Annotated in this window: 24 protein-coding genes; 3 read left to right on the forward strand and 21 right to left on the reverse strand. The window is 61.0% G+C overall.

Features of this window, described 5'->3' with window-relative positions:
- Positions 1-12 precede the first annotated feature (12 nt).
- The 3 genes from BM344_RS05900 to BM344_RS05910 form a co-directional block, all read right to left on the reverse strand.
- On the reverse strand, positions 13-237 hold the full coding sequence (locus tag BM344_RS05900; RefSeq protein ID WP_167363217.1) for a hypothetical protein: 225 nt from the start codon (positions 235-237) through the stop codon (positions 13-15).
- Between the two features lie 153 nt (positions 238-390).
- Entirely contained in the window at positions 391-1,173 is a 783-nt protein-coding gene (locus BM344_RS05905; protein WP_091987146.1) for a substrate-binding periplasmic protein, read from the reverse strand.
- A gap of 231 nt (positions 1,174-1,404) precedes the next feature.
- Positions 1,405-2,286, reverse strand: coding sequence for a diacylglycerol/lipid kinase family protein (locus BM344_RS05910; protein ID WP_091987147.1), 882 nt, complete (start codon positions 2,284-2,286; stop codon positions 1,405-1,407).
- Positions 2,287-2,379: 93 nt separating this feature from the next.
- Here BM344_RS05910 and BM344_RS05915 point away from each other — a divergent pair, with 93 nt between their 5' ends.
- A complete protein-coding gene (locus BM344_RS05915) occupies positions 2,380-3,270 on the forward strand; it encodes a haloalkane dehalogenase (protein ID WP_091987150.1) in 891 nt (296 codons plus the stop codon).
- Positions 3,271-3,278: 8 nt separating this feature from the next.
- Here BM344_RS05915 and rarD read toward each other — a convergent pair whose 3' ends face one another.
- The 5 genes from rarD to BM344_RS05940 form a co-directional block, all read right to left on the reverse strand.
- Positions 3,279-4,169, reverse strand: a complete 891-nt coding sequence (gene rarD / locus BM344_RS05920) for an EamA family transporter RarD (RefSeq protein ID WP_091987152.1) — start codon at positions 4,167-4,169, stop codon at positions 3,279-3,281.
- Positions 4,170-4,200: 31 nt separating this feature from the next.
- On the reverse strand, positions 4,201-5,088 hold the full coding sequence (locus tag BM344_RS05925) for a DMT family transporter (RefSeq protein WP_091987154.1): 888 nt from the start codon (positions 5,086-5,088) through the stop codon (positions 4,201-4,203).
- Positions 5,089-5,190: 102 nt separating this feature from the next.
- Entirely contained in the window at positions 5,191-7,386 is a 2,196-nt protein-coding gene (locus tag BM344_RS05930; RefSeq protein ID WP_091987156.1) for a hypothetical protein, read from the reverse strand.
- Positions 7,383-8,117: a TVP38/TMEM64 family protein gene (locus BM344_RS05935; RefSeq protein ID WP_091987158.1), complete on the reverse strand. Its 735-nt coding sequence runs from the start codon at positions 8,115-8,117 to the stop codon at positions 7,383-7,385. The genes BM344_RS05930 and BM344_RS05935 overlap by 4 nt, the downstream gene beginning before the upstream one ends.
- Positions 8,118-8,192: 75 nt before the next feature.
- Positions 8,193-8,432 (reverse strand): TIGR02647 family protein, encoded by a 240-nt coding sequence (locus BM344_RS05940; RefSeq protein WP_091987160.1) that lies wholly within the window; start codon positions 8,430-8,432, stop codon positions 8,193-8,195.
- 53 nt (positions 8,433-8,485) lie between these two features.
- Here BM344_RS05940 and BM344_RS05945 point away from each other — a divergent pair, with 53 nt between their 5' ends.
- Positions 8,486-9,181 carry a pseudouridine synthase gene (locus BM344_RS05945; protein ID WP_091987163.1) on the forward strand — a complete coding sequence of 232 codons (696 nt, stop codon included), beginning with the start codon at positions 8,486-8,488 and terminating at the stop codon, positions 9,179-9,181.
- A gap of 105 nt (positions 9,182-9,286) precedes the next feature.
- Positions 9,287-10,624 (forward strand): dicarboxylate/amino acid:cation symporter, encoded by a 1,338-nt coding sequence (locus BM344_RS05950; protein ID WP_091987165.1) that lies wholly within the window; start codon positions 9,287-9,289, stop codon positions 10,622-10,624.
- A 7-nt stretch (positions 10,625-10,631) separates the two neighbouring features.
- Here BM344_RS05950 and BM344_RS05955 read toward each other — a convergent pair whose 3' ends face one another.
- The 13 genes from BM344_RS05955 to BM344_RS17660 all read right to left on the reverse strand — a co-directional run bounded on the left by BM344_RS05955 (position 10,632) and on the right by BM344_RS17660 (position 23,711).
- The gene (locus BM344_RS05955; RefSeq protein WP_091987167.1) at positions 10,632-11,114 is read right to left on the reverse strand and encodes a sll1863 family stress response protein; all 483 of its coding nucleotides are present in this window, start codon (positions 11,112-11,114) and stop codon (positions 10,632-10,634) included.
- 29 nt (positions 11,115-11,143) lie between these two features.
- The gene (locus tag BM344_RS05960) at positions 11,144-12,544 is read right to left on the reverse strand and encodes a putative bifunctional diguanylate cyclase/phosphodiesterase (RefSeq protein WP_091987170.1); all 1,401 of its coding nucleotides are present in this window, start codon (positions 12,542-12,544) and stop codon (positions 11,144-11,146) included.
- Positions 12,545-12,644: 100 nt separating this feature from the next.
- A complete protein-coding gene (locus tag BM344_RS05965; protein WP_091987172.1) occupies positions 12,645-13,277 on the reverse strand; it encodes a response regulator in 633 nt (210 codons plus the stop codon).
- A gap of 5 nt (positions 13,278-13,282) precedes the next feature.
- The gene (locus tag BM344_RS05970) at positions 13,283-14,830 is read right to left on the reverse strand and encodes a PAS domain-containing sensor histidine kinase (RefSeq protein WP_167363218.1); all 1,548 of its coding nucleotides are present in this window, start codon (positions 14,828-14,830) and stop codon (positions 13,283-13,285) included.
- Positions 14,831-15,127: 297 nt separating this feature from the next.
- Positions 15,128-16,195 (reverse strand): protein-glutamate methylesterase/protein-glutamine glutaminase, encoded by a 1,068-nt coding sequence (locus BM344_RS05975; protein ID WP_091987176.1) that lies wholly within the window; start codon positions 16,193-16,195, stop codon positions 15,128-15,130.
- Positions 16,192-16,707 carry a chemotaxis protein CheD gene (locus BM344_RS05980; RefSeq protein WP_091987178.1) on the reverse strand — a complete coding sequence of 172 codons (516 nt, stop codon included), beginning with the start codon at positions 16,705-16,707 and terminating at the stop codon, positions 16,192-16,194. The genes BM344_RS05975 and BM344_RS05980 overlap by 4 nt, the downstream gene beginning before the upstream one ends.
- Positions 16,704-17,555 carry a CheR family methyltransferase gene (locus tag BM344_RS05985; RefSeq protein WP_091990838.1) on the reverse strand — a complete coding sequence of 284 codons (852 nt, stop codon included), beginning with the start codon at positions 17,553-17,555 and terminating at the stop codon, positions 16,704-16,706. Before BM344_RS05985 ends, BM344_RS05980 begins: the two co-directional genes overlap by 4 nt.
- Positions 17,539-18,084 (reverse strand): chemotaxis protein CheW, encoded by a 546-nt coding sequence (locus tag BM344_RS05990; protein WP_091987180.1) that lies wholly within the window; start codon positions 18,082-18,084, stop codon positions 17,539-17,541. Before BM344_RS05990 ends, BM344_RS05985 begins: the two co-directional genes overlap by 17 nt.
- Before the next feature lie 12 nt (positions 18,085-18,096).
- The gene (locus BM344_RS05995; RefSeq protein ID WP_091987182.1) at positions 18,097-19,728 is read right to left on the reverse strand and encodes a methyl-accepting chemotaxis protein; all 1,632 of its coding nucleotides are present in this window, start codon (positions 19,726-19,728) and stop codon (positions 18,097-18,099) included.
- Positions 19,712-21,790 carry a chemotaxis protein CheA gene (locus BM344_RS17655; protein WP_091987185.1) on the reverse strand — a complete coding sequence of 693 codons (2,079 nt, stop codon included), beginning with the start codon at positions 21,788-21,790 and terminating at the stop codon, positions 19,712-19,714. Before BM344_RS17655 ends, BM344_RS05995 begins: the two co-directional genes overlap by 17 nt.
- A complete protein-coding gene (locus tag BM344_RS06005; RefSeq protein ID WP_091987186.1) occupies positions 21,787-22,077 on the reverse strand; it encodes an STAS domain-containing protein in 291 nt (96 codons plus the stop codon). Before BM344_RS06005 ends, BM344_RS17655 begins: the two co-directional genes overlap by 4 nt.
- Entirely contained in the window at positions 22,074-22,442 is a 369-nt protein-coding gene (locus BM344_RS06010; RefSeq protein WP_091987189.1) for a response regulator, read from the reverse strand. The genes BM344_RS06005 and BM344_RS06010 overlap by 4 nt, the downstream gene beginning before the upstream one ends.
- A gap of 54 nt (positions 22,443-22,496) precedes the next feature.
- Positions 22,497-23,711: a methyl-accepting chemotaxis protein gene (locus BM344_RS17660; protein ID WP_091987190.1), complete on the reverse strand. Its 1,215-nt coding sequence runs from the start codon at positions 23,709-23,711 to the stop codon at positions 22,497-22,499.
- Between the last annotated feature and the right edge of the window lie 23 nt (positions 23,712-23,734).

The raw sequence follows: 23,734 nt of genomic DNA on the forward strand, positions 1-23,734 counted from the left end.
AATGGCTGACTGCTACTTCAACGGTGGCGTCTGCTTGCGGGCAAGAACGTAATAAACCAGGCTCGCGATACCGCAAACGATCAGAACCCAGCCGGCACCCTCAGCCATTTGCGTGTCGCCGGAACCCAGGCCGACCAGCACCACAATACCGATGATGATGCTGTACAGGGCCGACAGAAACAGGATGATCAGGCTTTTGCGGGGTTCGCCCTTCACTACCGTCTTCGGATCTTCCATAGTCCATCCTCCCGTTCGGTCGATAAGCGGATCAGGCAAACACGGCGCCTGCCCTTTCCGCAACGCTTTACCGGGAGTGTAGTTCATACGGCCATCGTCAGCCGATTTCAGGCGTAGTGAATACCCGCTACCCATTCGGGATCATCGGTGTATTCACTCGTAGCTGGCGACGATCCTGTCGATATCACCGGCTGCCCGGGCTTCATCCAGAGCCTTCTGGAGATCGGCAACGATGCGTGGGTCGGTGTTGGTACTGAAAGCCAGATACATGGGCGTTTCACGGAACACAAGCACCGGTTTGAGACCGGTGATGTCATGCTCCTCTTCCGCCATCAGCGGGCCGACCAGACCGTCGGTCACCCACAGATCCGCCTGGCCCAGGGTGAGTCTCCGCGCGTTGACATCGCTGGAGACGCCCATCACAACGTTGAAGCCCTGATCCACCAGGTACTCCGACATGACGTCGCCCTTGTAGCCTGCAATGTTGAGATTTTTCGCGTCCGCCAGTGAATCCAGGGTCAGATCGGAATCCGGAGCGGCAAACAGCGTCCACTTGATCGAGGCCAATGGGCCCACCCACTGAAACTGGTCCTCGCGCTCGTCGGTGCGGGCGGTGCAGAAAAGCCCATGGTTCTCCCGGTCCTGAACCCAGTTGTAGGCATAGCTCCAGGCCCGCATCTTCATGACGTAGTCGTAGTTCACCCGGCTGAGCATGGCCTTGACCATATCGGCGCAGATGCCACTGATATCTTCCTCGCTGTGAGCATAGCCCTTACCGGTTTCAGAGGTGTTATAGGGCGGGTAGTTCTCGGTGAAGATATACAGACGCTCGGACGCCAGTGCCGGGATGGCAATGGCCGACAGCGACAACGCGACAACGCCGTTTCGGAGGTATTTGATAACCCGGGAGGAAACCGATGAGTAGTCAGTGGGCATTTTCTGGTCCTTTGTTGACAAGCCTGGTGGGTGTGAGCGCCAGGCGTGGCACTCATTCTTTTTCTGTACGGTCAAAAAAATCCAGTTGTAAAAGCGACACAGTGTCAGTTTTTGTCACTCCCTTTGGAGGATTGTGCCAACAAGGCCCATGATTGCCTGTCCGGCCAAAAAAGTCAGTGACAAAACGTATCTGAACCTTGGCGAATCACTGGGTCAGTGGCCAGCGGCGCCTTATTTGCTCGGCCCTGTATTTACAACAACAGGCGCCACCACCTTCAGGGCACCTTTGTGCAGACGTACGTGCAGAGGCGTTTCAGAGACCACATCGCCGTCGGCCGTCACGGTCTTGGGTTTGCGGGTCTGAACCCGACAGTGGGTGCCTTTAAGATGCACCAGAGTACTGGTACGACGGGGCGACTGGCGGTTGAGGCGAACCGTGAGGAAGGTGAGCAAAAGTTGCAACAGGGGACGCGGACGAACCGCAATGACATCCAGTTGGCCATCGTTTGCAGAGGCCTCGGGAATTTCATTACCACCGCCGAAAAACGCGCCACTGGCGATGGCGATGGAAAGCCACCGGCCCTGAACCACGCCTTTATCGCACTCAATGATGGCCCGGAAGCCACGCCGGGCATTGATCCGTCGAAGCAGTTGGGCGCCATAGCTGAAACGGCCGAGAAACCGCTTATCGGTGGTGCGCGACTCCCTTGAAGGCAGCGTACCCAGCCCGATATGAGCCACGTTCAGGAAAATGCCATCTCCATGCTCCGCGACATCCACCTGCTGGGTCGAGCCCCGGGCAATCAATTCGCACAGGGCCTCTGGCTCCGCCGGTAGCGCCAGATTACGGGCAAAATCGTTGGCGGTTCCCGACGGCAGAATAGCCAGGGTAGCCTGCTTCTCGCGACACACGCGAGCGCCAAGATTCACCGAGCCATCGCCACCGGCAACGATCAGCGTGTCGTCCGGGCGCAGTTCGTGCTGCCAGTCGCGCTCCTCGAAGTCGCAACAACGTGGGTGCGCGATACCCGCCTGCGCAAGGCGAGCCAGCCAGAAATTGCAGTCACGCTCGCCATCGCCCGATTTTGCATTGCAAACCAGCCAGTAGGTCATACGGCTTCGTCCCTGTTAATTGACGCCCCGTAAGAGGGACGGCACACTCAGCTGCGTCGTTCCCTCACAATAACAAACCTCAAGGCATGCACCATGGATTTCGTCAGAACTCCCGAAAAGCGTTTTGAACGCCTGCTCGACTACCCTTTTGATCCCCACTACCTGCATGTGGGTGGTCTGCGGATGCACTATGTGGACGAGGGGCCTGCCGAAGCCCGCCCCATTCTCATGATGCACGGGGAACCTTCGTGGTCGTACCTGTACCGCCACATGATTCCTGTGTGCGCAGCGGCAGGCCACCGGGTGATCGCGCCGGACCTGATCGGTTTCGGTAAATCCGACAAACCCACGAACCTCAGCGATTACAGCTACCAGCAGCACATGGACTGGATGCAGTCGTTCCTCGACCAGCTGGACCTGAAGGACATCACCCTGGTGTGCCAGGACTGGGGCTCACTGCTGGGGTTGCGCCTGGCGGCGGAGAATCCCGACCGGTTCCGGGCTATTGTGGTCGGTAATGGCATGCTGCCCACTGGCGATCAGAAGGCGCCGGCAGCGTTCAAGGTGTGGAAAAATTTTGCGCTGCACAGCCCTTGGTTCCCCATTGCCCGGATCATCAACACCGGCTGTTTCCGGAAGCTGGGACCGGATGAAATGCGCGCCTACGACGCGCCCTTTCCGGGCAAGAAATACAAGGCGGGGGCCCGGGCCTTCCCAAGGCTGGTGCCCATGCACCCGAACGACCCGGCCAGCGAGGCCAATCGCAACGCCTGGAAAGTGCTGGAACGCTGGGAAAAACCGTTCCTGACCACCTTCAGCAACGGCGACCCGATCACCCGGGGTGGGGACCAGTACATGCAAAAGCGGATTCCCGGCGCGAAAGACCAGCCCCACGTAACTCTCAAGGGCGGCCACTTCCTGCAGGAGGATTCACCGGTTCCCTTCGCCCGGGCGATCAACAGTCTGCTTGAAACCCTGGCCTGAGTGGACCGTCATTCCTGGCGCACCGGCACCCGCGGCCGGTAGTGCCAGGATGACCAGCTGTAAAGGCAAAGGGCAATCCAGATGACGAGAAAACTCATCAACTGCGCCTCGCTGATTGGCTCGGAGAACACCAGCAGGGCGATAGCAAACTGGAGGGTCGGGTTGATGTACATGAGAAATCCCACGGTGGCCAGCCGCAGCCGACGGGCGGCACCGGCAAACAGCAGCAGCGGGATGGCGGTGACCACACCGCTGGCAAGCAGCAGGCTGCCGTTGTGGAGACTGCCGGTGAAGTGCGACGCGCCCTCTGCCACCAGCCAGCCAAACACCAGCAGAGCCGGCGGCAGCAGCAACAGGGTTTCCACAAACAGGCCCGAAAGGCCGTCCAGCAGCACCTGTTTGCGCACCAGCCCGTAGGTGCCGAAGCTCAACGCCAGGCCGATGGAAAGCCAGGGCAACTCCCCGAGCAGAACGAGCTGGATGAGAATACCGATTCCCGCCAGCACCACCGCCACCATTTGCCAGGTGCCCATGCGTTCACGCAGCACCAGCATGCCCAGGGCAACATTCACCAGCGGTGTCAGGAAGTAGCCGAGGCTGGCCTGCAGCACGTGCCGGGTCTCAACCGCGTAGATATAGATGCCCCAGTTGGCAGCAATCAGGACGGCACAGGCCAGCACCCGCCAAAGCTGTGAGGGATCCCCGAGCGCTGCCCTAACCGCAGGCCAGCGTCGCAACCCCGTGATCACCAGGGCCAGAAACACACACGACCAGATGATCCGGTGCACGAGAATCTCGAAGGCCGGTACGCCCTGGAAAAGGGCAAAGAACAATGGAAAGCAGCCCCAGATGGAATAGGCGCTCAGGCCATACCAGACGCCCCTGGTGGTTTCGGTCATGACCCTGCGCTCCGTCTACCGCCCGCAACCATCATGAGGGTTTCTTCTGGGTGACCACCAGAGCCACGCCAACGATGGCAATCAGGCCGCCGGACATGGCCAGCCCGCCCAGGCGTTCATCGAACAGGAAATAGGCCTCCAGGGCGGTCACCGGTGGCACCAGGTAGAAGAGGCTGGCCACCTGCGATGCCGCCCCCTGGCGAATCAGCCACATCAGCAGCAGTACCGCGCCAATGGACAAACCCACCACCAGCCACGCCATGGACAGCTGCAGTTGCAGGCTCCACTCCACCTCGCGGGTTTCCAGGGCAAAGGCTCCGAGGGTAAACAGGGCGGCCGCCGCCGAGAACTGGATCAGCGAGCCGGCCACCAGATCTGCGCTGGTGCCAAAGCGTTTCTGGTACACGGTGCCCATGGAAATACCGGCCAGCGCAAGCACCGCCCACAACAGACTCCACGGCGAATAGCCCGGACCCTGGCCGCCGGTGCCGTATTTCTCGAACAGCACCAGCGCCACACCCACCAGCCCCAGGGCCAGACCAGCCCACTGGCGGGCACTCACCGCCTCGCGCAGAATCACCACCGCCGCTGCCGCCGTGACCAGGGGCTGAAGCCCTACGATCAGTGACACGATGCCTGAAGCCATGCCGTCCTGAATCGCGTAGTACACGCCGCCGAGGTAAAAGCCGTGCACCAGCAGGCCGGTGACAGCCAGATGCCCGGCACTGCGCCACCCGGGCCAGCGGGTCTTCATGATCAGCGCCAGGCCTGCCAGCAGCACCAGGGTCAACAGCATGCGAATCAGTAGCAGGGTGAACGGCTCTGCGTAGGGCAGCCCGTATTTGGCGCCGATGAAGCCAGTGCTCCAAAGCCAGACAAACAGGGCCGGAACAAAGAACGAGAAGAACAGTGAACGCATGATTCGAAACCGGGCCAGGTGGATCTGTAAATCGACTACTCTATAAGTTAGCAGGCAAACAAAACAGATACAGAAAACCCGGTTCCGAACCAGTACAGAAAATCAGCCCGGTGACTCCGGCAGCCTTACTTCGATCTCCGGTTCTCCGTTGTGCCAGCGCCCGTCCCAGGTCACCTCTGGCGTTCCTCCCGGATTGGGCTGCACGGTGATATCGAGTGTGCCAAAGCGCGTGGGCGCCGGACCGAACCGTATCGGCTGCTCCTGCTGAAGCCACCGCGGCGGAATGCCGGCGCAGAGGATCAGACGCTCGCCTTCCTCCCGCACGAAACAGTTACGAACCATCAGCACCCACTCCGCCGATGCCCACACGTGGTGGCCATCGCCCATGCAGCCGCCACCGGTCGACGGATGGATCGCTTCCGGCCACTGCCCCGTGGGTGATGCGAGGCCGGCCACCGCGTCCACCAGATCAAGAAAGCGCGGGTCCCCTGCCCTCAGCAGAACCTGCGCCACGTGCAGAGTGAGATAGGCGTTCAGTCCGGAATGGATCATGTCCTGGTAGAAGGCGCCTTTCACAAAGCACTTGTCGAGCAGGAACTCCACGCAATCCAGCAGCCGTGGGTCGTCCGGTTCGCACAGCTGGGTCGGATAGCCCATGGCCAGTGAGCCGATGGCCCCGGCATCGAGACGGCGATAGGGAGACGCCGGCATTCCGGGCCGCTTGAGGCGTTCGGCACAGGTCGCGAGGCTTCTGTCGATGGTCTGGGAAAACTCCCGTGCCCCGGCACCAAACCGCTCGCTGGTTTCCTTATCCAGTGGCCGGAACAGGGCCTCGGCCGCTTCCAGGCCGGCCACCCCCCAGAAATCGTCCCAGTAATAGTAATCGTTGGGGCCCAGGTGCTCGGCACTGAATCCGGCCGGCAACAAGCCGGCGTGCGGTTTGTTCAGGGTATCGCTCACCCGTTTTTTCTGGATCCAGCGCGCGCCCTGGCGCACCGGCTCCTGCCACTCACGGTGTAGCGGGCGACCGGTCAGCTCATGAAATCGTCGGAGAATCCAGAGCACTTCACCGTTGGCATCCCACTCACCTTCCTGGGACCGGAAATAGCCGCTCTTCAGTTGCCGGTCGGGAAACTGATACAGAGCTCGTTCGGCCCGATCGGTCAGGCCCGTACACAGCAGCGCGTGAATGATGAAGGCGGCATCCCTGAACCAGAAGCGCTTGTAGGTGTAGGGCCCCGGGTAGACATCCTCGGGGGAATGCAGAACCAGCGAGTGAATGGCGGCTTCGTACAGGAAGCGCCAGGTGTCGTCGGGGCATTCAAGCCGGGCATGCCCCTTGAGCGCCCTGACCCAGCCGTCTCCTGGAATCGCCGGTGCCGGAGCTTCGGCGAGGGGTACCCGCACGGTCAGCTCGGACATCTCGCCTGCCTCCAGCGGAAACAGGGCCGCCGCGGTCACCATGCCTACGTCGCACCGGCCCTCACTCTGGTCCTCCTTGTCGAACAGGTGAATGCGCACGTCGCCCTGGTTGTAATCCGAAACATGGTGGCGCTGGGCTGCCCGGCTGAAGAACACACTCTGTTTGCCGTCCACCTCCCAGGCATCCCGCTGTTCCGACAACCGTACCCGATTGATGAAACTGATGCCCTCCGGGTTGGAAGGCCGCAGAGACAGCACCAGCGATCCGGAGATATCAGAAACAGCTTTCAGCGTCAGTTCGCACACTGGCCGACCACCTCCCACCACTACCCGGGCGCGGCTGGTCAGGCTCAAACCCTCCTGCTTGGATTCGGTGACCACGCAGGGGCCATCCTCAAACTCCTGGCGCTGTCGGGTGGACTTGCAGCGGGAGGGCAGAAGACACCGGCCGTCGTCCCCCACTATCCAGGCATCCAGGGACCAGCCATCGTAAAACGGCGTGAGCAGGCCGCGGGGGTCAACCACCGGCAGTTCGTCCACGTCCGGCTGGCCAATCGCAGTCCAGTTCCTGTTGCTCAGATTGATATGAGTGATGGAAAAGGCTCGGGGAATGAACGCCGGATCTTCCGGATCAAACTGGCGCTCTACCCAATAGGGCCAGACCCAGTCGAGGTTATGCTGGATGACCCGGCTGTTAATCAGACCCCGGGCGTGAAACACCACGCCGGCCCGTAACAGCTCGATGGGCTCGCCCACCTCAGAGGGCTGGGCGAAGCTGTGTAACCTCGCCAACAGGGCAATGGGGTCGAGAAAGCCGTGGCGTTGGGCCATGCGTTTGACGACATACCGCCAGGGCAACCATTTCATCCAACTCATTCAGAGGCCTCCTGTTCAGTGGGTTCGGTCTCCATCCGGTAGCGGGCCAGGGCCCGCCGGGCCAACCGGTTCAGGAATACCACCGCAACCACCGTGCCGAGAAAGCCGGCCCCGTAGATCCCCCATTCCAACGGGGTACGGGCGCTTTCGCGCACGCCAATGGTGGAAAGATCGGCGGCCAGTGAACCAAGGTAGACGTTGTGAAGGGAGAAGGGGATCACCCCAACGAAGGTGCCGGCCACAAAACCGCCAAACGAAAATCGAGTCAGACCGAACAGGTAGTTGGACAGCTTTCCGGGAAAAAACGGAATCAGCCGGGTCAGCAGCACAATCTTCCAGCCGTGGGGCGCCATCTCGTTGCTGACCATGGACAGCCTGGCGCGGTCGCGTATGTAAACCCGGGCGTGGTCCCCGAGGAACTGGCGGGCGATCAGGAACGCAAGTGCCGAGCCCAGGGTGGTGCCCACCACCACGTAGGCAGTGCCTTCCAGCACGCCGAACACGAATCCTGCGCCGGTGGTAAGCAGAACGCCCGGCAGCAGGCACACCATGGCAATCACCATGATGGCAATGAACATCAGCGCCGCCCAGGCGCCCTGGGTATCAAACCACTGCAGCAGCTCCACCACCTGCTGGTGCACGCCAAAGGCATACAGCAAGCCGACAATCAGCCCCACCAGGCCGATGCTGCCTGCCATCAGCAAAAAGGGAGACTTTTTCCAGTTGCTCATGGCGCTACCCTAACGCGGGAGCACCTCCGGGCTCAAAGGTTCTCCGGCTCATGGACGCTCGGGCTGAAAGCCGTATCAGGCGCTGCTGAGAATCGACTGGAGCTTCTGGGTCAGTTCAACGGCCTCGGCACCCAACGGTGTCAGGTAGCCGCCATCTTTCTGGCTGATCAGCCCCTTGGCATGAAGGCTCTCAGCGGCCCTGACGGTTTCCGGCGCCGCGGTGTGTGCGTGCACTTTCAGGCCCTCCTGGTTGGAAGTGGAAGGAAACTGGCCCAACAGGTTGAGTTCCGCCAGGTGATCGACAGAAAATGGCATGGCATGTCCTCGTATCATTGTCGGTATTTGTTTCAGCATAGACGATTCCTTCCATGAAGCTGTCCCGAATCCTCAGTAATCGCAATGGCATCAGCCGCCAGCAGGCGAATGCCCTGATTGCTGCCGGGCGAGTGACGGTGGATGGCAGCCGTTGTCGTGAAGCAGCCCGGGACATCGGCCGGTTTTCCCGGGTGCTGGTTGATAACGAGCCGTTTCAGACCGGGGAAACAGCGCGCTACTTCATGCTCAACAAGCCGGCCGGAATTCTCAGCGCCACCCGGGACCCGGCCCACGAGACAGTCCTGGACCTGATTGCGCCCGAGCTCCGAGCCGGGCTGCACATTGCCGGCCGCCTGGACCGGGCCAGCACCGGCCTGCTTATCCTGACCAACGATGGGGTGTGGTCTCGTCGTTTGACGGAGCCGGTCGTCAAGCTGCCAAAAGTCTACCGGGTCACCACTCGGGACCTGATCCGCGCCGACACTCATCACCGATTTGCCGAGGGCATCTGGTTTGCGTATGAGGGCATCAGGACATCGCCCTCAGAAATAGACCCCATCGGCTCCAGGGAAGCCCGCGTGACCATCTACGAGGGCCGATACCATCAGGTGAAGAGAATGTTCCACGCGGTCGGCAACCAGGTCACCTCCCTGCACAGGGAACGCATGGGCGCAATCTGCCTGGATGACCGGTTAATGGCTGGCCAGTACAGGCCCCTGACCGCCGAAGAGATTGCCTCTGTGCCTTGACTTTGGAGCGTCGAGGCATCGTATAAATTGATCCGGCTCATTGTCAGCGACCCGATACTGGGCTTAACTCCCGGAAGCGATTTCAAAGCAGACACTGAGGCTGGCATGGAGAAGGATTCGGGTGCCTCTTACCCGCGACCACTGCGTCATCTAAGCGTCTACCTGTCCGGACTTGTTCAGGGTCGCCTGTGGCTCAAAGTCCTGATTGGCATGCTTCTGGGCCTGGTGGTTGGCACCTTGCTGGGCCCGTCGGTTGGCCTGGTGGCGCCGGCCACCGGCACTTTGATCGGTAACTGGCTGGCGTTCCCGGGCCAGCTCTTTCTCGCCACCATCCAGATGATCGTGATTCCCCTGGTGATTGCCTCGGTGGTGCGTGGTCTGGCTGCCAGCGAGGATTTGTCGCAGCTGCGCAAACTCGGCCTGCGGGTAACTACCTTCTTTGTCATTACCACTGCCATGGCGGCGGCCATCGGGCTGTGGGTGGGCGGCCTGATGAATCCCGGCGAGATGATGAAGGGGTTGGCTGTTACAACGGCCTCCGAACCGGTCACGGCGGCCGCCATGCCCAGCATCAATGATCTGCCGAAAACCCTCATAGGCCTGCTGCCCGGCAACCCGCTGGATGCCATGGTGGAGGGCCAGATGCTGCAGGTGGTGATCTTCTCGATCATTGTCGGCGTTGCCCTGGTCAGCATGGCCCCCGAGAAATCCCGGCCAATGCTGGATCTGCTCGATTCCCTGCAACAGATCTGCATGACGGTCGTTCGCTGGGCCATGCGCCTGGCACCCTTCGCGGTTTTCGGACTGATGGCACAACTCACCGCCACCATCGGCTTCAGGGCCATGCTCGGGATGGCCTCCTACGTGCTGACAGTGCTGGTGGGCCTGCTGGTGCTATTGGGAGTCTACCTGGTGATCCTGAAACTGCTGGTGGGCCAGCCACCGCTGAAATTCCTGAAGGACACCCGCGATGTCCTGCTTCTGGCCTTCTCAACCTCCAGCTCGGCCGCGGTCATGCCGCTTTCCATACGCACCGCCGAGGACAAGCTGGGGGTGCGTCCATCCATTTCTCAGTTCGTGATTCCGCTTGGCGCCACCATAAACATGAACGGCACGGCGCTCTATCAGGCCGTCGCCACCATCTTTCTGGCGCAGGTGTACGGTATCGAACTGGGAACAGGCAGCATGGCACTCGTGGTGGCCATGGCGGTAGGCGCTTCCATTGGTTCACCGGCAACGCCGGGCGTGGGCATCGTGATCCTGGCGATGGTGCTCCAGACCGTGGGGGTGCCACCAAGCGGCATTGCCCTGATCATGGGCGTGGACCGGATCCTGGATATGTGCCGGACGTCGATCAACGTCACCGGCGACCTCGTTACCTGCCGGCTTATGGAGAACTGGGCGGGGAAACGCCTGACCGACGAGCCCCACCGTGCTGATTGAGGGGCTGTCAGATGCTTTCTGAACGCTTGTCGGACTCTTTATCCAGCTGCTTTTCCGTGGCATTCCAGCGCTCGGAGAAAGCATCCCAGGCCTCCGAAAAGCCCTCGCGGGCGCGCTCCCAGGCCGAGGCCGAGCTGGACTTGAGCTCTTCATACCAGTCCGCCACCCGTGCCCGTTGCTCGCGCAGGGATTCCAGGCTCTTCTGGGCCCGTTCCCGGGCCGTGTCGCTCATGTCGTCCCAGTTTTCGGAAAGCTGCTGCTCCAGCTCCTCGATCCGTTTGTCGATCGCGGACAAGGTCCTATTGATCGACTCCTCGGCCTGCTCTTTCTGGTCGGCACCGTAGTTTTTCAGGGCCTCGCCCAGGTCTTCGGTTTCCTGCTTCAGTGTCTCCACGCTCGGCGAGTCAGTCTCGGACGACTCGGCGTGAACCGATGCCAGCGGCAGAGTAAAAAGCGCAAGGATAATAAGACTTCTGAGGCGGTTAGGCATCGCGCGTTGCTCCCGGACGTTTTCCATCACTATAGCAACGTTGGAGCCTCGTCTGCAGCATCGATACCGGGCATTACCGAGATTTCAGCGGCGGGAACCGGGCGACTGAAATAATAGCCCTGCATGCGGGAGCAGCCCAGTTTACGGAGTGCCTCGGCCTGTTCCGCTGTCTCGACACCTTCGGCGACGATATCGAGGCCCAGCTCCGAACCCGTCGCCACGATGGCACGAACGAGCGCGTCACCCGAGCTATCGTTATTCATGGCATTAGTGAACAACCGGTCGATCTTAAGGGTGTCAAAGGTGAAGTGCCGCAGGTAGGCGAGGTTGGAATACCCGGTGCCGAAATCATCCAGGGCCAGTTTCACGCCAGCACGCCGGATTGCCTGCAGTGCGCGCTGGCACTCCGCCACATCGCCCACCAGCATGCTTTCGGTCACCTCAAGCTCCAGCCACTCTGCTGGCAACGCCTGCTCCGCAAGAATCGCCCGCACCCGATCAGAAAACTGCGAGTCTTCCAACTGGGTGGCGCTGATGTTAACCGCCACGCGCAGAGACTTGCCCTCGGCCCGCCACTGGCCGGCCTGGCGACAGGCGCTGGCCAATACCCAGTCCCCCAACCGGGGCATCAGGCCCACATTCTCGGCTACCGGTATGAAGCGATCTGGCGGCACTTGGCCCAGGGCCGGTGACTGCCACCTAAGCAACGCCTCGACACCCAGCACACGTCCGATAACGGCGCACACTTGCGGCTGATAGACGAGGAAGAACTCCTCTCGTTCGAGAGCTCCGACCAGGGCAGAGCGAACTTCAGCGTAGCCCGCGAGATGCGCCTGGAGGTCCTGCGAGAAGAACCGGGCACGTCCTGTCCCGGCCTTTCTGAGGGCCAGCTCCGAATTACGCAAGAGCTCGTCTGCGCTATCGGCATCGTCGGGCATCAGGCTCACTCCGGCACTGGCATTGATCAGTAACGGACCGGGCCCGAACTTCATGGGGTCGGAGACGGCGGCCAGCAGAGACTGGACGCGCTCAGCCAATGCTTCCCGCTCCATTCGGTGATTCAGAAAAACCAGGAAATGGCCGCCACCCAGTCGGCCGACGAAATCACTCTCATGCAGGGACGCTTCGATCCGTTCCATGACCGTTCTTATGACCTGATCACCAACCTCATAACCGTGCCAGTGGTTGATCTCGGTAAGATCACCAACCTTCACCACCATTATCGCGGCGCGAATGCCCTTCTGCACTGACCGCTCGATAGCGGCCGACAGGTTCTGGCGAACGGGCAGGTTGGTCAGTGGCCCGCAGAGGCTGCAATACGAGCCCTCCAAGGTGATGACTTTATCCTCCAGTGGGTTGCCAGGTTCGCCCGTTATCCTGCTTATACTGGCGCTGCCTGGCTCGGGAAGACGGGAGTGGGCATGTTTCATTTTTTACACCTATGTTCTGGCCGAAGCCCAAGGTGCATGATTTTCCGCGACAAAACGATCAGTGCCGACTGAATTCACGTAGGGATTGCCCTACCCCATTTCAGAGAAGATCCTGGGACAGAGCGTACCTTACAAGATCCGAAATACTGTTGGCGTTCAGCTTTTCCATGAGGCGAGCCTTATGGGTGCTTACAGTCTTGGAGCTGACGTGCAATTTCTCCGCAATGTCACCCACGTTCATGCCCCGGGCAAGGTCCAGAAAAATCTCGTATTCACGCTTGGTCAGTCTGGCGTGCGCTTCTTCTTCGGGCTTTCCGGTCAGCGCGTCCATTGCCAGCCGGTCTGCCAGCTCCCGAGTGATATAAAGCTGGCCACGGGCCACCTTTCGGAGTGCTTCGAGAAGCTCCGAGGGCGGACGTGTCTTGGTAATGAAGCCCCGGGCGCCGGCCCGAATAGTTCGGGTGGCGTACAGATCCTCCCGATGCATACTCAAAACCAGAATGTGAGTCTCGGGCGACCGCCGCCGAACGCGTTCAATCAGTTCCAGCCCCGAGCAGCCGGGCATGGACATGTCCATCAGAAAGACTTCCGGTTTTTGCTGGGGCATCTGCCTGAGCGCCTCGTCACCATCCGAGGCTTCTCCCACAACTTCCATATCCGGGGCAGACGCCACCAGGGACCGAATACCTTCCCGGACAATGCTGTGATCGTCGGCAATGTAGACGCTAATCATTGTCTTCACTCTCCAGTTGCCAGCGGCAACTCTACCTGTATTCTTACGCCCTTACCCAGGGCCGACTCGACCGTCAGCTCACCGCCCAGCATGGTCACACGTTCCCGGATACCCAGAAGACCGGAGCCATGGTGACGAGCGACCGGGTCGAAGCCTACGCCATTGTCACGGATCTCGAGAACCGCCCGTTCCTCGGTCTCGCGGTAAGAAACCGTTACCCGGGAGGCTCTGGAGTGTCGACTCACATTCGTCATGCCTTCCTGCAGGATGCGATACAGAGCGGTAGCCTGCTCACCCCCGAGCCGACCAGATTCCGTCGATTCCGAGCGCCATTCCACATCCAGACCATTGCGCTCACCCCATTTCGACAGCAACCATTCCGCCGCCGCCTCAAAACCGAGGTCGTCCAGCATGGGCGGGCGCAGGTTCGCAGAAATCTCGCGGACCTTCTCCACCGCGTCATCCACCGAATCGATCGTGCTTTCCAACCGACGTCGGTGCTCTGCGGACAACTCGTCAATGCCGTCAACGGCAACGGCCAGGTTCAGCTTGAGTGCCGTCAACGTCTGCCCAAGTTCGTCGTGGAGATCCCGGGCGATCCGACGCCGCTCCTGTTCCAGCAGCCCTTCCTGGGCCCTACTCAACTGTCGTAATTCCTCCTGGGAGTGCCGAAGCTCGGCTTCCCGGCGCTTGGTCTCGGTAATGTCGCGTTGAACCGCTGCAAAATAGGCTCGACCCTCCGTCCCGGACCGCGGAATAGGCACAATCTCGATTTCATTCCAGAAAGGGACGCCATTCTTGCAGTAGTTGACCAACACCTCCTTGATCGGTTCATGCATCTCCAGCGCCCTACGTATCCGGCGCAAAGCGGCCCTGTCAGTGTCTGGTCCCTGAAAAATCCGGGGGGTATTGCCCAAAAGCTCTTCTGGCCGATACCCGGTCATCCGCTCCACGCCCTCATTGACGTACACAATACGCGGCCCCGGCGGATCCAGCGGATCCACTTCGGTAATAATGATCACATCGTGGATTTGCGACATGCAGGCCTGTAGCAGACGTCGACTTTCCTCCAGGCGGTATCTCTCGGTTTTGTCACGGGCAACACCGAATACACCGGTTACCTCGCCCTCCACCAAGATCGGGATGTAGGTCACCTGCAGCAGCGCCGTCTGTCCGCCGCTACGTTTGACCCGGCAACGGTAGCTGCAGGGAATTCCACTCAGTGCCGCCTCGAAACATTCCCTGGCCGCCTGCCGATCTCTGGGATCCACCAGCGTTTCCCAGTGGTAGTCGCAAAGCTGCCGCTCGGGGTAGCCGGTCAACTCCTCGGTGCAGTGGTTCATTTCCACAAGCCGCCCCTGCAGATCCATGCTGCAGACCGCAAAAGGATTCTGGGAGAACAGTGAGCGAAAGCGTTGCTCATTGATCGCAATGCGCTCGGAGAGATGGCGATAATCGGTAATGTCTGCCAATTGGACAAGGCTGGATCCGTCCGGGCAGTGGAACCGGGCGAGAGTCAGGCGGTAGAGACGGTCGCCAATTCGTGCTTCCATCTCGAACCCGTCGTCCGCCCCCCTTCCGTCACTGTCTAAAAGTGACTGCAGATGCGAGCGACCGGGGAGGTCCAGGCAATCAATCAACAAGGTGCCCGGTTGGAGACAGTCGTCAAGCGCGGCAGCGCTGGGGTTGAGATCAGTTATCCGTCCGTCTGGCGCAATCCTTAGAACGGCTCCAGGCAATGCGGCCATCGGGATCACAGCGTGTGGTCCCATGTCCACCTCTGAACGTTCATCGCGTTTGCTTCTTAAATGTAGCATGCCGGCAGGCACATTTCAGGGTCACCACCATGATCAGGACGCCAGTGACCGTCTGCCGCCGGAACCCATAATCGCCTGCGCCATGTCCGACAGAGGCAGGACTTCTGCGGCGGCGCCCAGCTCGATGGCTTCCCGTGGCATGCCAAAAACCACCGAGGTTTGCTGGTCCTGGGCGATGGTGTGGGCACCCGCCTGGCGCATGGCCAGCAACCCCTGGGCGCCGTCGTCGCCCATGCCGGTCATGATGATGCCCAGGGCATTGCGCCCTGCGGTATTGGCGACCGATCGAAACAGTACGTCCACCGACGGCTTGTGCCGGTTCACCGGCGGGCCATCGGCAACGCCTACCCGGTACTGGGCGCCGCTGCGACGAAGCTGCATGTGGCGACCGCCCGGAGCAATCAGTACCAGACCGGGGATGACCCGATCACCGTCCACCGCTTCACGTACCTCACAGCGGCAGAGCTGGTTCAGCCTCTGGGCAAAAGCCGCCGTGAATTTCTCCGGCATGTGCTGCACCACGACAATACCCGGGCAGTCCGCCGGCAACCGCGTCAGCACCGCTTCCAGGGCCTGGGTTCCGCCTGTGGAGGTGCCCAGCGCCACCACCTGGTCGGTGGTACGGGCCATGGCCACCGGCGCTGCCGCCCTGGGCTCGGGCGAAGCAACGGGACGCGCACGGGGCACTGCAGCGAGCTTTGCCCGGGCGGCCGCTTTAAGGACCTGCACCATGTGCGGACCACCGGCCTGCAGGAAATCCCGCAAACCGAGTTTCGGCTTGGTAATGATATCCACGGCGCCGGCGGACAGGGCCTGGAGCGTGGTATCCGCGCCCTTCTCGGTGAGAGTCGAGCAGATCACCACAGGTGTCGGACGCTCTTTCATCAGCTTGCGAAGAAAGGTGATGCCATCCATCCGGGGCATTTCCACGTCCAGGATGATCACGTCGGGCCAGTCCTTCTGCATTTTCTGCAAGGCAAAGATCGGATCAGGCGCCGCACCAGCGACCCGTATCCCGGGATCCGACATCAGCAACTGACCGAGTACCTGCCGAACCACTGCCGAATCGTCGACGATGAACACGGAAACCGGCGCCGTCATACAGCACCTCCGGAAGACACCGCGCCAGCCGGCTCTGCCCGGCTTTCGCCGCGACTTACCCAGACATCGCCATCGGCAATGTTGAAGAACAGCCGCCGATAGCCTGTGCCACCGAGGCTTCGTGCAGTTACCGTAACGCCGTGCCGCAGCATCAGGGCCTCAGCGGCCTCGACATTGCGCCTGGCGACCGAGCTGCCATGGGGGCCTACGTCAAACATGCTGGCGCCGCCAAACAGTTTGGCCTCGTAGTCGGTCACCGCCGTGCCCTGCTGACGAATTTCAGCAACCAGCAACTGCAGGGCGTCCTCGCCATAACGGGCATTGAGCGCGTTCTCGAGGCTGGGGCCCGGCAGCATGTAGTGACACATGCCGCCCAGCTTAAGCTCCCGGTGCCAGAGCGTTACCGCGACGCAGGACCCCAGGGTGGTACGAATCCGGGTGTCGCGATCCCCGAAGTACCAGTCCCCGGGATGAAGAAAGATATCGATACCCGAACCCAGGTGTGCAGTCATTTTTGCTTCCGGTAAATGGAGGGCGCCACCGCCTCGAGCCCGTTCTGGAACCCGTTCAGGGTCTCCGAATGACCAATAAGCAGATACCCCCCCGGACGCAGACAGGCCTGCAACCGGGCAACGATCTGTTGCTTGGTCTCGGCATTGAAGTAGATCATCACGTTGCGCAGAAAAATCACATCGAACAGCCCAACGTCCGGCAGCCGCGTGTTGAGATTGATCTGGCGGAATTCCACCCGCGCCCGCAGAACCGGATCCACCATCAGGGTACCGGCGGCTTCACCAATGCCTTTGAGGCAATGGCGCTTCAGACTTTCTGGCGGAATCCGATCGGTCCTTGCCAAGGGGTAGCGACCGGCCCTGGCTTTTTCCAGAACCTGGGTGCTGATATCCGACGCCAGGATTTCCCAGCCTCCGGCGCCCAGCGTATCCGACAACACCATAGCCGCAGTGTAGGCCTCTTCGCCGCTAGAGCAGGCGGCGCTCCAGAGGCGGAAGCGCCCCTGGCGCTGGCGCTCCCCCAGAATCCGCTCCCTGAGAAACTCAAAGTGCCGCGGCTCTCGGAAGAAGTAGGTCTCGTTAGTGGTGAGGAGATCGACCGCGGTCTGTTTCTCCGAGGCATTCATCTTCAGGTGCCGCCAATACTCGGCGTAGCTACCCATTTCCAGCGCCTTCAACCGCTTGGAGAGTCGTCCGGCAACCATGGTTCGCTTGCTCGCCGGCATGTGAATGCCGGCAACCGCAAAGATCATCGCCTGAAACTCCCGGAACTCGGCCTCGCCAAGTACCGGTGCGGCATTCACCGCACTCGTCACGCTCTGGGCACGCAGCTCAGTGGTCGAGGACATCTTGGTGGCCATCCGAGATCGCGGCCAGTTCGGCCATTTCACGGGTGTTCAGGGCCTGCTGAACGTCCAGCAGAATCACAAACTGGCCCTGCACCTTGCCCATACCAGCAATAAAATCGGCCCGGATCCGGGCGCCAAAACTGGGCGCCGGCTCGATGTCCGCAGGCGGAATTTCCAACACCTCGGACACCGCGTCTACAATCACCCCGATTTCCTGAAGGCTCTCGTCCGCGCTTTCCACCTCGAGAATCACCACGCAGCTGCGGCGGTTAATAGCACTCTCGCCCCGACCAAACCGGGCCGAGAGGTCGATGACCGGCACCACGCTGCCCCGCAGGTTTATCACACCCCGCACGAACCGGGGCATCATGGGCACGGTGGTCAGGCTGCCATACTCGATGATTTCCCGGATGTGAAGAATGCCCACGGCAAACATCTCGCGGCCAATCTGAAAAGTCAGATACTGGTTCTGGTCTCCGGAGGTATCCGCCAGGCGGACCACCTCCTGCTGTCTTTGTACCTGGTTCATGATCACCTCCGATCAGAAGCGCACGTAGGCAGAGGCGTCAAACTCTTCGCTGTCCTGCACCGGCCGGGACACGTCCCGGGCTTTTTTCGCAGGCACCGCGGGCTTGGCCTGGCGCATGGGTGCCTGGGCACCGTGGCTGTCGTGGGTACGGAAGAAGGCCATAGCCTGTTGCAGCTGCTCGGCCTGGGAGGACATCTCTTCCGAGGTGGCGGCCAGTTCCTCCGAGGCAGAGGCGTTCTGCTGCGTAATCTGGTTCAGCTGCTCCATGGCACTGTTGATCTGCTCAACACCTGCGGACTGCTCGCCAGAGGCGGCAGCAATCTCCTGCACCAGATCGGAGGTTTTCTGGATTGATGGCACCATTTCGGTGAGCAGGCGACCGGCACGCTCCGCCAGCTCAACCGAGGAACCGGCCACTTCGCCAATTTCCTGGGCGGCGATCTGACTGCGCTCGGCCAGCTTGCGAACCTCGGCAGCCACCACCGCAAAGCCCTTGCCGTGCTCGCCGGCCCGGGCGGCTTCAATGGCCGCGTTCAGGGCCAGCAGGTTGGTCTGGTAGGCAATGTCGTCGATGATCGAGATCTTCTCGGCAATGCTCTTCATGGCGGTAACGGTCTGGCCAACGGCCTCGCCACCTTCCACCGCTTCACGGGAGGCCTTGCTGGCCATGCCGTCGGTAATGGAGGCATTCTCGGTGTTCTGACTGATGGACGCGGTCATCTGCTCCATGGAGGCACTGGTTTCCTCAACGCTGGAGGCCTGCTCGCTGGACGCCTGGGACAGCGACTGGCTGGTCGCGCTGACCTCTTCCGATGCAGACGCCAGGTTGTCGGCACCTGAGCGAACTTCGGAAATCACCTGGGACAGCTTCGCCACCATGCGCTGCATGGTGTCCATCATCTGACCAATCTCGTCACGGCTGCGGGCTTCCACTTTAACGGTGAGATCGCCGTCGGCAATGCTGGTGGCCGCGGCCATGGCTTCACGGATGGCACCGGTGATGCTGCGGGCAATCACATAGGCCAGGCCAAGACCAAGCAGAATGCTGATTGAAAGCAGGATGATGACCGCCAGTTGCGCTGCTGCATAGGCTTCGCTCGCGGCGTCGCTGGCGGCCTTGCCCATTTCGACGTTCCAGGCCACATTGCGTTCGATGGCCTCGCTGATCTTGTTGAACGCCGTTCTTGAGTCACCCCTATAGTACGCCAGAGCCTCCTCGGTATTACCGGAAAGCGACAGCGACAGCAGCTTCTTGTGATCGGTATCGTAGCTGGTCCAGGCGCTCTGATACTCCTCGAACAGCGCCTTTTCCTCTGGCATTTTCAACAGGGCGGCAAAGGTGGCGGCCGCGGTTTCAAGCCGGCCAATGATGGCATCCATCCGCTTTTCATTGCCGGCCATTTCCTCAGGCGACTGGGAAATGATGTGCTCAAGCTCAAACCGGCGGTAATCGCCAACCAGCGCATCCATGGTCTGGGCAGCATCCACCGACACCATCCAGTTATCCGCCAGTTCGTTGGCGGAATCGTTCATCGTGGACATCTGCATCAGAGCGTAGATGCCGGTGGCCAGGAAAAGCAGCAGGACGACACCGAAGGCGCCCATCAGTTTGGTAAAAATTCGAAGGTTATTGAACAGGCTCATTGGATTTGATCCCCTGTGTTAGGCCATGTCTTGGTTGGTTTAAACGCATTCCCTGCGCACTCAGCGCTTCCTGCTCCCGATGGCTTATCTGGGAGATCAGGGCCTGCACGTCCAGAATCAGGGCCACCTGGCCACTCCCCAGAATGGTGGAGCCAGACAACCCTTTGAGATGAGAAAAAATGCCGTTCAGCGGTTTGATCACGGTCTGGTGCTCGCCCAGCAGATCGTCCACGATCAGGCCCGCCTTGCGACCGGCGTGGCGCACCACAATGATGTTCTGTCGCCGGCCAGGTTGGCCCGGCACACAGAACTGATCCCTGAGTCGCACCAGAGGCAGGACTTCCTGCCGCAGGTTGAGGTAGTCCTGGCCGGCACTGAGCGCCTGCTGTTCGGCACTCAGCTCCGTGCACTCGACCACCATCTCCAGGGGCACCACGTAGGTGGCTTCGCCAACGCTGGCCAGGAAGCCATCAATAATGGCCAGGGTCAGCGGCAGGCGGATTCGGAAGGTGGTACCGCCGGCAACGCCGGGCGATTCCAGCTCCACCATGCCGCGCAGCGCCTCGATGTTACGGCGCACCACATCCATGCCCACCCCGCGGCCGGACAGGTTGGTTACCTGTTCCACCGTTGAAAATCCCGGCTCGAAAATCAGATTGAAAAGTTCGGTGTCGGAGAGCACTGCGTCCGGCTTCACCAGATCCCGCTCCACAGCCTTGGCCAGAAGTCGGTCACGGTTGAGGCCGCTGCCGTCATCGCTCACCTCAATCACCACAGCGCCGGACTCGTGGTAGGCATTCAGGTGCACCCTGCCCTGGGCCGACTTGCCCTTGCCCAGGCGGACCTCGGGCAACTCGACGCCATGGTCGCATGCGTTGCGGACCAGGTGAGTGAGCGGATCGGCGATCTTCTCGACCACTGTTTTGTCCAGCTCGGTGTCGGCACCGGTGATCACCAGCTCGATGTCCTTGCCGAGCTCCGACGACACATCGCGAACCACCCGCTGGAAGCGCTGGAAGGTTTCACCAATGGGCACCATGCGCAGGTCCAGGGAGCTGTCGCGGATTTCCTCCACCAGAAGGTTGAGGTTGGCGGCGGTCTCCCGGGAAGCGGCATCGCCGGAGCGCTCCGCGTCCAAAGATACCGTGGCAGAGGCAATCACGAGCTCGCCAACCAGATTGATCAGGTTGTCCAGCTTGTCGGCCTGGATTCGCAGGTGTTGCACCGATTTCTTCCGCCGGCTCTGTTGGGGATCGACGGCGTCACCGATGCGCATATCGCCAGCCGGTTCCGTTTCGAGCTCGAGTCCGACACATGCCTCGGACGGAATTGACTCCGGATCATCGTCAGCCTGTGGACGAGAGATCTGCAGCTCGTATAGCTCACCGGCAAATTCGAACACATCCTCGATGTCGCTTTGACCGGCTGCGGTCCGCAGAGCCAGGTCAAAACCCAGGTAGCACGCCTCGGCATCGAATTCCGGAAGTGCCGGCAGGCCCTGTTCCAGGATCGAGACCTGCTCCAGTTTCCCCAGGGTACCCAGGAAGCGGATAAAGCCCAGCGGGTCCATACCGTGGCGCAGGGCATCGGCGTGGATGCGGATCCGGATCTGCCAAAGGTCATCCGCGCCATCCGAAACCGGTGATTCCGGTGTCGGATCCGCCGTCTCGGCGACGGACAGGGATTGGAAGGGTTCAAGCTCCGCCAGCAAGGCCTGCCCCGCCGGCTGCAGCCCGGAAGCGTCGGATGGCTCAGGCACCTCCACCAGAAGACTGATGTGGTCCCGGCAGCGCAGAAGCAGGTTTGCCAGCTCCCGGCTGAGGGAGATTTCGTGGGCTCTCAGGCGATCGAGAACATTCTCGACCACGTGAGTGAATGCCACCACGTGGTCCAGGCCGAACATCCCGGCCGAGCCCTTGACGGTATGGACACAACGAAAGAGCGCATTCTGAAGCTCCGCTTCTCCTGGCCGGGTTTCCAGTTCGAGCAGAATGTTCTCCATGTCGAACAAAAGCTCCCGACTCTCATCCAGGAAGGTTTGCAGCGCCTGTTCCATGTTCATGGCTGTCCCTCCAGCTCGGCCAGCTCGAAGACCTCTCGAACAGCTTCGCTGTGGTTGACGAGGGCAACCGTCTGACTGCCCGACACTTCCAGGCGTCTGGCCAGCAACAGGATTTGCAACCCGGCCGTATCCAGCTCGGTCACACCGCCCAGATCAACACTGCGAAGCCCGCCACTGGCGAAGGCCTGGCAGAGATGTTCCGAGGCAGCATTGGCCTCGTAGATAGTGAGCTCCCCCCGGAACGACAGACAGCCGGTATCGTTGTCGAAATCGGCAACCGAGTTCATGGTCCCACCAGCTTGTTGACCGCCGCCAGCATCTGCTGGGGCTGAAACGGCTTGACCATCCAGGCCTTGGCGCCGCCGGCCTGACCCTGCATTTTCTTGTCTTCGGCAGATTCGGTCGTGAGCATGATCACGGGCGTGAACTTGTACTCCGGACGTGCCTTGACCTCCCGCAGGAATGTCAGTCCATCCATGTTCGGCATGTTCACGTCCGAGATCATCAGATGAACCCGTTGCCCATTAAGCTTTGCGAGGGCGTCCCTGCCGTCGCTTGCTTCAATCACATCAAAGCCCGCGCCCTTCAGGGTGAGTGACACCACCTGCCGGATGGACGCCGAGTCATCCACAATCAGAATACTTTTAGCCATACATTTGACCCGTTAGCTGTCTGTCTTTGCCGGTTCCAGCCGGCCCCACTGTGTTCAGAAAAACGTAATGTCGCCGCCGGTTACGGCCGTTGATGGCCCCTTGCTTTGGCCTTTGCCGCGAACGTTGCTGCGATGATTGCTGCGCTCTTCGGCCATGGCATAGGAGGCCTCCATCTGCCGCATCACCGCGTCCACATCCGGCAGATCTCCGGCACCCAGCGTGTCGCTCACGGCGCCGATGTTGGCGCGGACGTGAATCAGCATCTGGCTGGTGCGGTCCTGGAACTGGAGCTGCACCAGCGCCTGTTCCACTTCCGACTGGATGCCAACGTTGGTGCGACGAAGGGCCTCGGAGGACTCCACCAGCCGGGTACCGAAGCCCCGGAAGCTCGTGAGCACCTGCTCAATGGTGTGCTCGGAGGCGGACACCGCTTCGCTGTCACGGCCCCGGGACGCCTGGGCGGCACTAACGGCGGAGCGAATGGAATCACCGATGTATCCCACTTTGGTGCTGATCCGTTCACCGGTTTCGGCGGACAGCCTGGAAAGCTTGCGCACCTCATCGGCCACCACCGCAAAACCGCGGCCGTGCTCGCCGGCCCGGGCCGCCTCAATGGCTGCATTCAACGCCAGCAGATTGGTCTGCCCGGCGATGGTGGCAACGTCCTGGGCCATGGCGTCGAGTTCATCCACAAACGTATCGAGGCCATTGATCTGCCTAAGCAGGCCATCCCGGTCCTCTAGGGCTCTCTGCAGGGTATTGACCACCGACTGAAGCTCTTTCTCCGCCTTGCCGAAAACACTGCCGAGGCCGCCTTCCAGTGAGTCGGCCACCTCCGATGACATGGTTGTGGCATTGCGCAACTCACCGGACAGGTGACTGAAACAGGTGGTCAGATCGGTAATGGCGTTTTCGGTCTGGGTGCGGGCGGTTTCGATCTGCTGGGACCAGATAGGCAGCAGCTCAGAGCCAAGCTTCTCGAAGGTCTGCCGGTGGGGCCGATCCGATACGTACAGCTCCGAAGCCTGACTTTCCATGGCGGCGGCAAACGCTGCCGACCCGCGCGTGCAGAGTGTTCTGGCCACCAGGGCGGCGCCAAGCCCGACGGCCAATAGCGCCACTGCGAGAGCAAACCCGCCCGGCCCGGGTATGGCGAGAAGAAACGCGGTGGCGCTCACCAGCGCGGGTGCTGCGCTGACAGCCATCAACATCGATACAGGTAAGCGAGGATTTTTGGTCACGAGTGGCTCCAATTCTGATAGGGCCATCGTGCTCGCGGCGGGGCGAGTCA

This window comes from Marinobacter gudaonensis (assembly GCF_900115175.1).
Classification (GTDB): domain Bacteria; phylum Pseudomonadota; class Gammaproteobacteria; order Pseudomonadales; family Oleiphilaceae; genus Marinobacter; species Marinobacter gudaonensis.

Bases quoted from the DNA above. Each gene is read 5' to 3' on its own strand.
- BM344_RS17660 (WP_091987190.1), bottom strand. From the start codon at position 23,711: ATGGCCCTATCAGAATTGGAGCCACTCGTGACCAAAAATCCTCGCTTA.
- BM344_RS05930 (WP_091987156.1), bottom strand. From the start codon at position 7,386: ATGAGTTGGATGAAATGGTTGCCCTGGCGGTATGTCGTCAAACGCATG.
- BM344_RS05905 (WP_091987146.1), bottom strand. From the start codon at position 1,173: ATGCCCACTGACTACTCATCGGTTTCCTCCCGGGTTATCAAATACCTC.
- BM344_RS17655 (WP_091987185.1), bottom strand. From the start codon at position 21,790: ATGAACATGGAACAGGCGCTGCAAACCTTCCTGGATGAGAGTCGGGAG.
- BM344_RS05990 (WP_091987180.1), bottom strand. From the start codon at position 18,084: ATGAACCAGGTACAAAGACAGCAGGAGGTGGTCCGCCTGGCGGATACC.
- BM344_RS05935 (WP_091987158.1), bottom strand. From the start codon at position 8,117: ATGAGCAACTGGAAAAAGTCTCCCTTTTTGCTGATGGCAGGCAGCATC.
- BM344_RS05940 (WP_091987160.1), bottom strand. From the start codon at position 8,432: ATGCCATTTTCTGTCGATCACCTGGCGGAACTCAACCTGTTGGGCCAG.
- rarD (WP_091987152.1), bottom strand. From the start codon at position 4,169: ATGACCGAAACCACCAGGGGCGTCTGGTATGGCCTGAGCGCCTATTCC.
- BM344_RS05955 (WP_091987167.1), bottom strand. From the start codon at position 11,114: ATGCCTAACCGCCTCAGAAGTCTTATTATCCTTGCGCTTTTTACTCTG.
- BM344_RS05980 (WP_091987178.1), bottom strand. From the start codon at position 16,707: ATGACTGCACACCTGGGTTCGGGTATCGATATCTTTCTTCATCCCGGG.
- BM344_RS05965 (WP_091987172.1), bottom strand. From the start codon at position 13,277: ATGATTAGCGTCTACATTGCCGACGATCACAGCATTGTCCGGGAAGGT.
- BM344_RS05910 (WP_091987147.1), bottom strand. From the start codon at position 2,286: ATGACCTACTGGCTGGTTTGCAATGCAAAATCGGGCGATGGCGAGCGT.
- BM344_RS05950 (WP_091987165.1), top strand. From the start codon at position 9,287: ATGGAGAAGGATTCGGGTGCCTCTTACCCGCGACCACTGCGTCATCTA.
- BM344_RS05900 (WP_167363217.1), bottom strand. From the start codon at position 237: ATGGAAGATCCGAAGACGGTAGTGAAGGGCGAACCCCGCAAAAGCCTG.
- BM344_RS05975 (WP_091987176.1), bottom strand. From the start codon at position 16,195: ATGACGGCGCCGGTTTCCGTGTTCATCGTCGACGATTCGGCAGTGGTT.
- BM344_RS05985 (WP_091990838.1), bottom strand. From the start codon at position 17,555: ATGTCCTCGACCACTGAGCTGCGTGCCCAGAGCGTGACGAGTGCGGTG.
- BM344_RS06010 (WP_091987189.1), bottom strand. From the start codon at position 22,442: ATGGCTAAAAGTATTCTGATTGTGGATGACTCGGCGTCCATCCGGCAG.
- BM344_RS05925 (WP_091987154.1), bottom strand. From the start codon at position 5,088: ATGCGTTCACTGTTCTTCTCGTTCTTTGTTCCGGCCCTGTTTGTCTGG.
- BM344_RS05915 (WP_091987150.1), top strand. From the start codon at position 2,380: ATGGATTTCGTCAGAACTCCCGAAAAGCGTTTTGAACGCCTGCTCGAC.
- BM344_RS05970 (WP_167363218.1), bottom strand. From the start codon at position 14,830: ATGGAAGCACGAATTGGCGACCGTCTCTACCGCCTGACTCTCGCCCGG.
- BM344_RS06005 (WP_091987186.1), bottom strand. From the start codon at position 22,077: ATGAACTCGGTTGCCGATTTCGACAACGATACCGGCTGTCTGTCGTTC.
- BM344_RS05960 (WP_091987170.1), bottom strand. From the start codon at position 12,544: ATGAAACATGCCCACTCCCGTCTTCCCGAGCCAGGCAGCGCCAGTATA.
- BM344_RS05995 (WP_091987182.1), bottom strand. From the start codon at position 19,728: ATGAGCCTGTTCAATAACCTTCGAATTTTTACCAAACTGATGGGCGCC.
- BM344_RS05945 (WP_091987163.1), top strand. From the start codon at position 8,486: ATGAAGCTGTCCCGAATCCTCAGTAATCGCAATGGCATCAGCCGCCAG.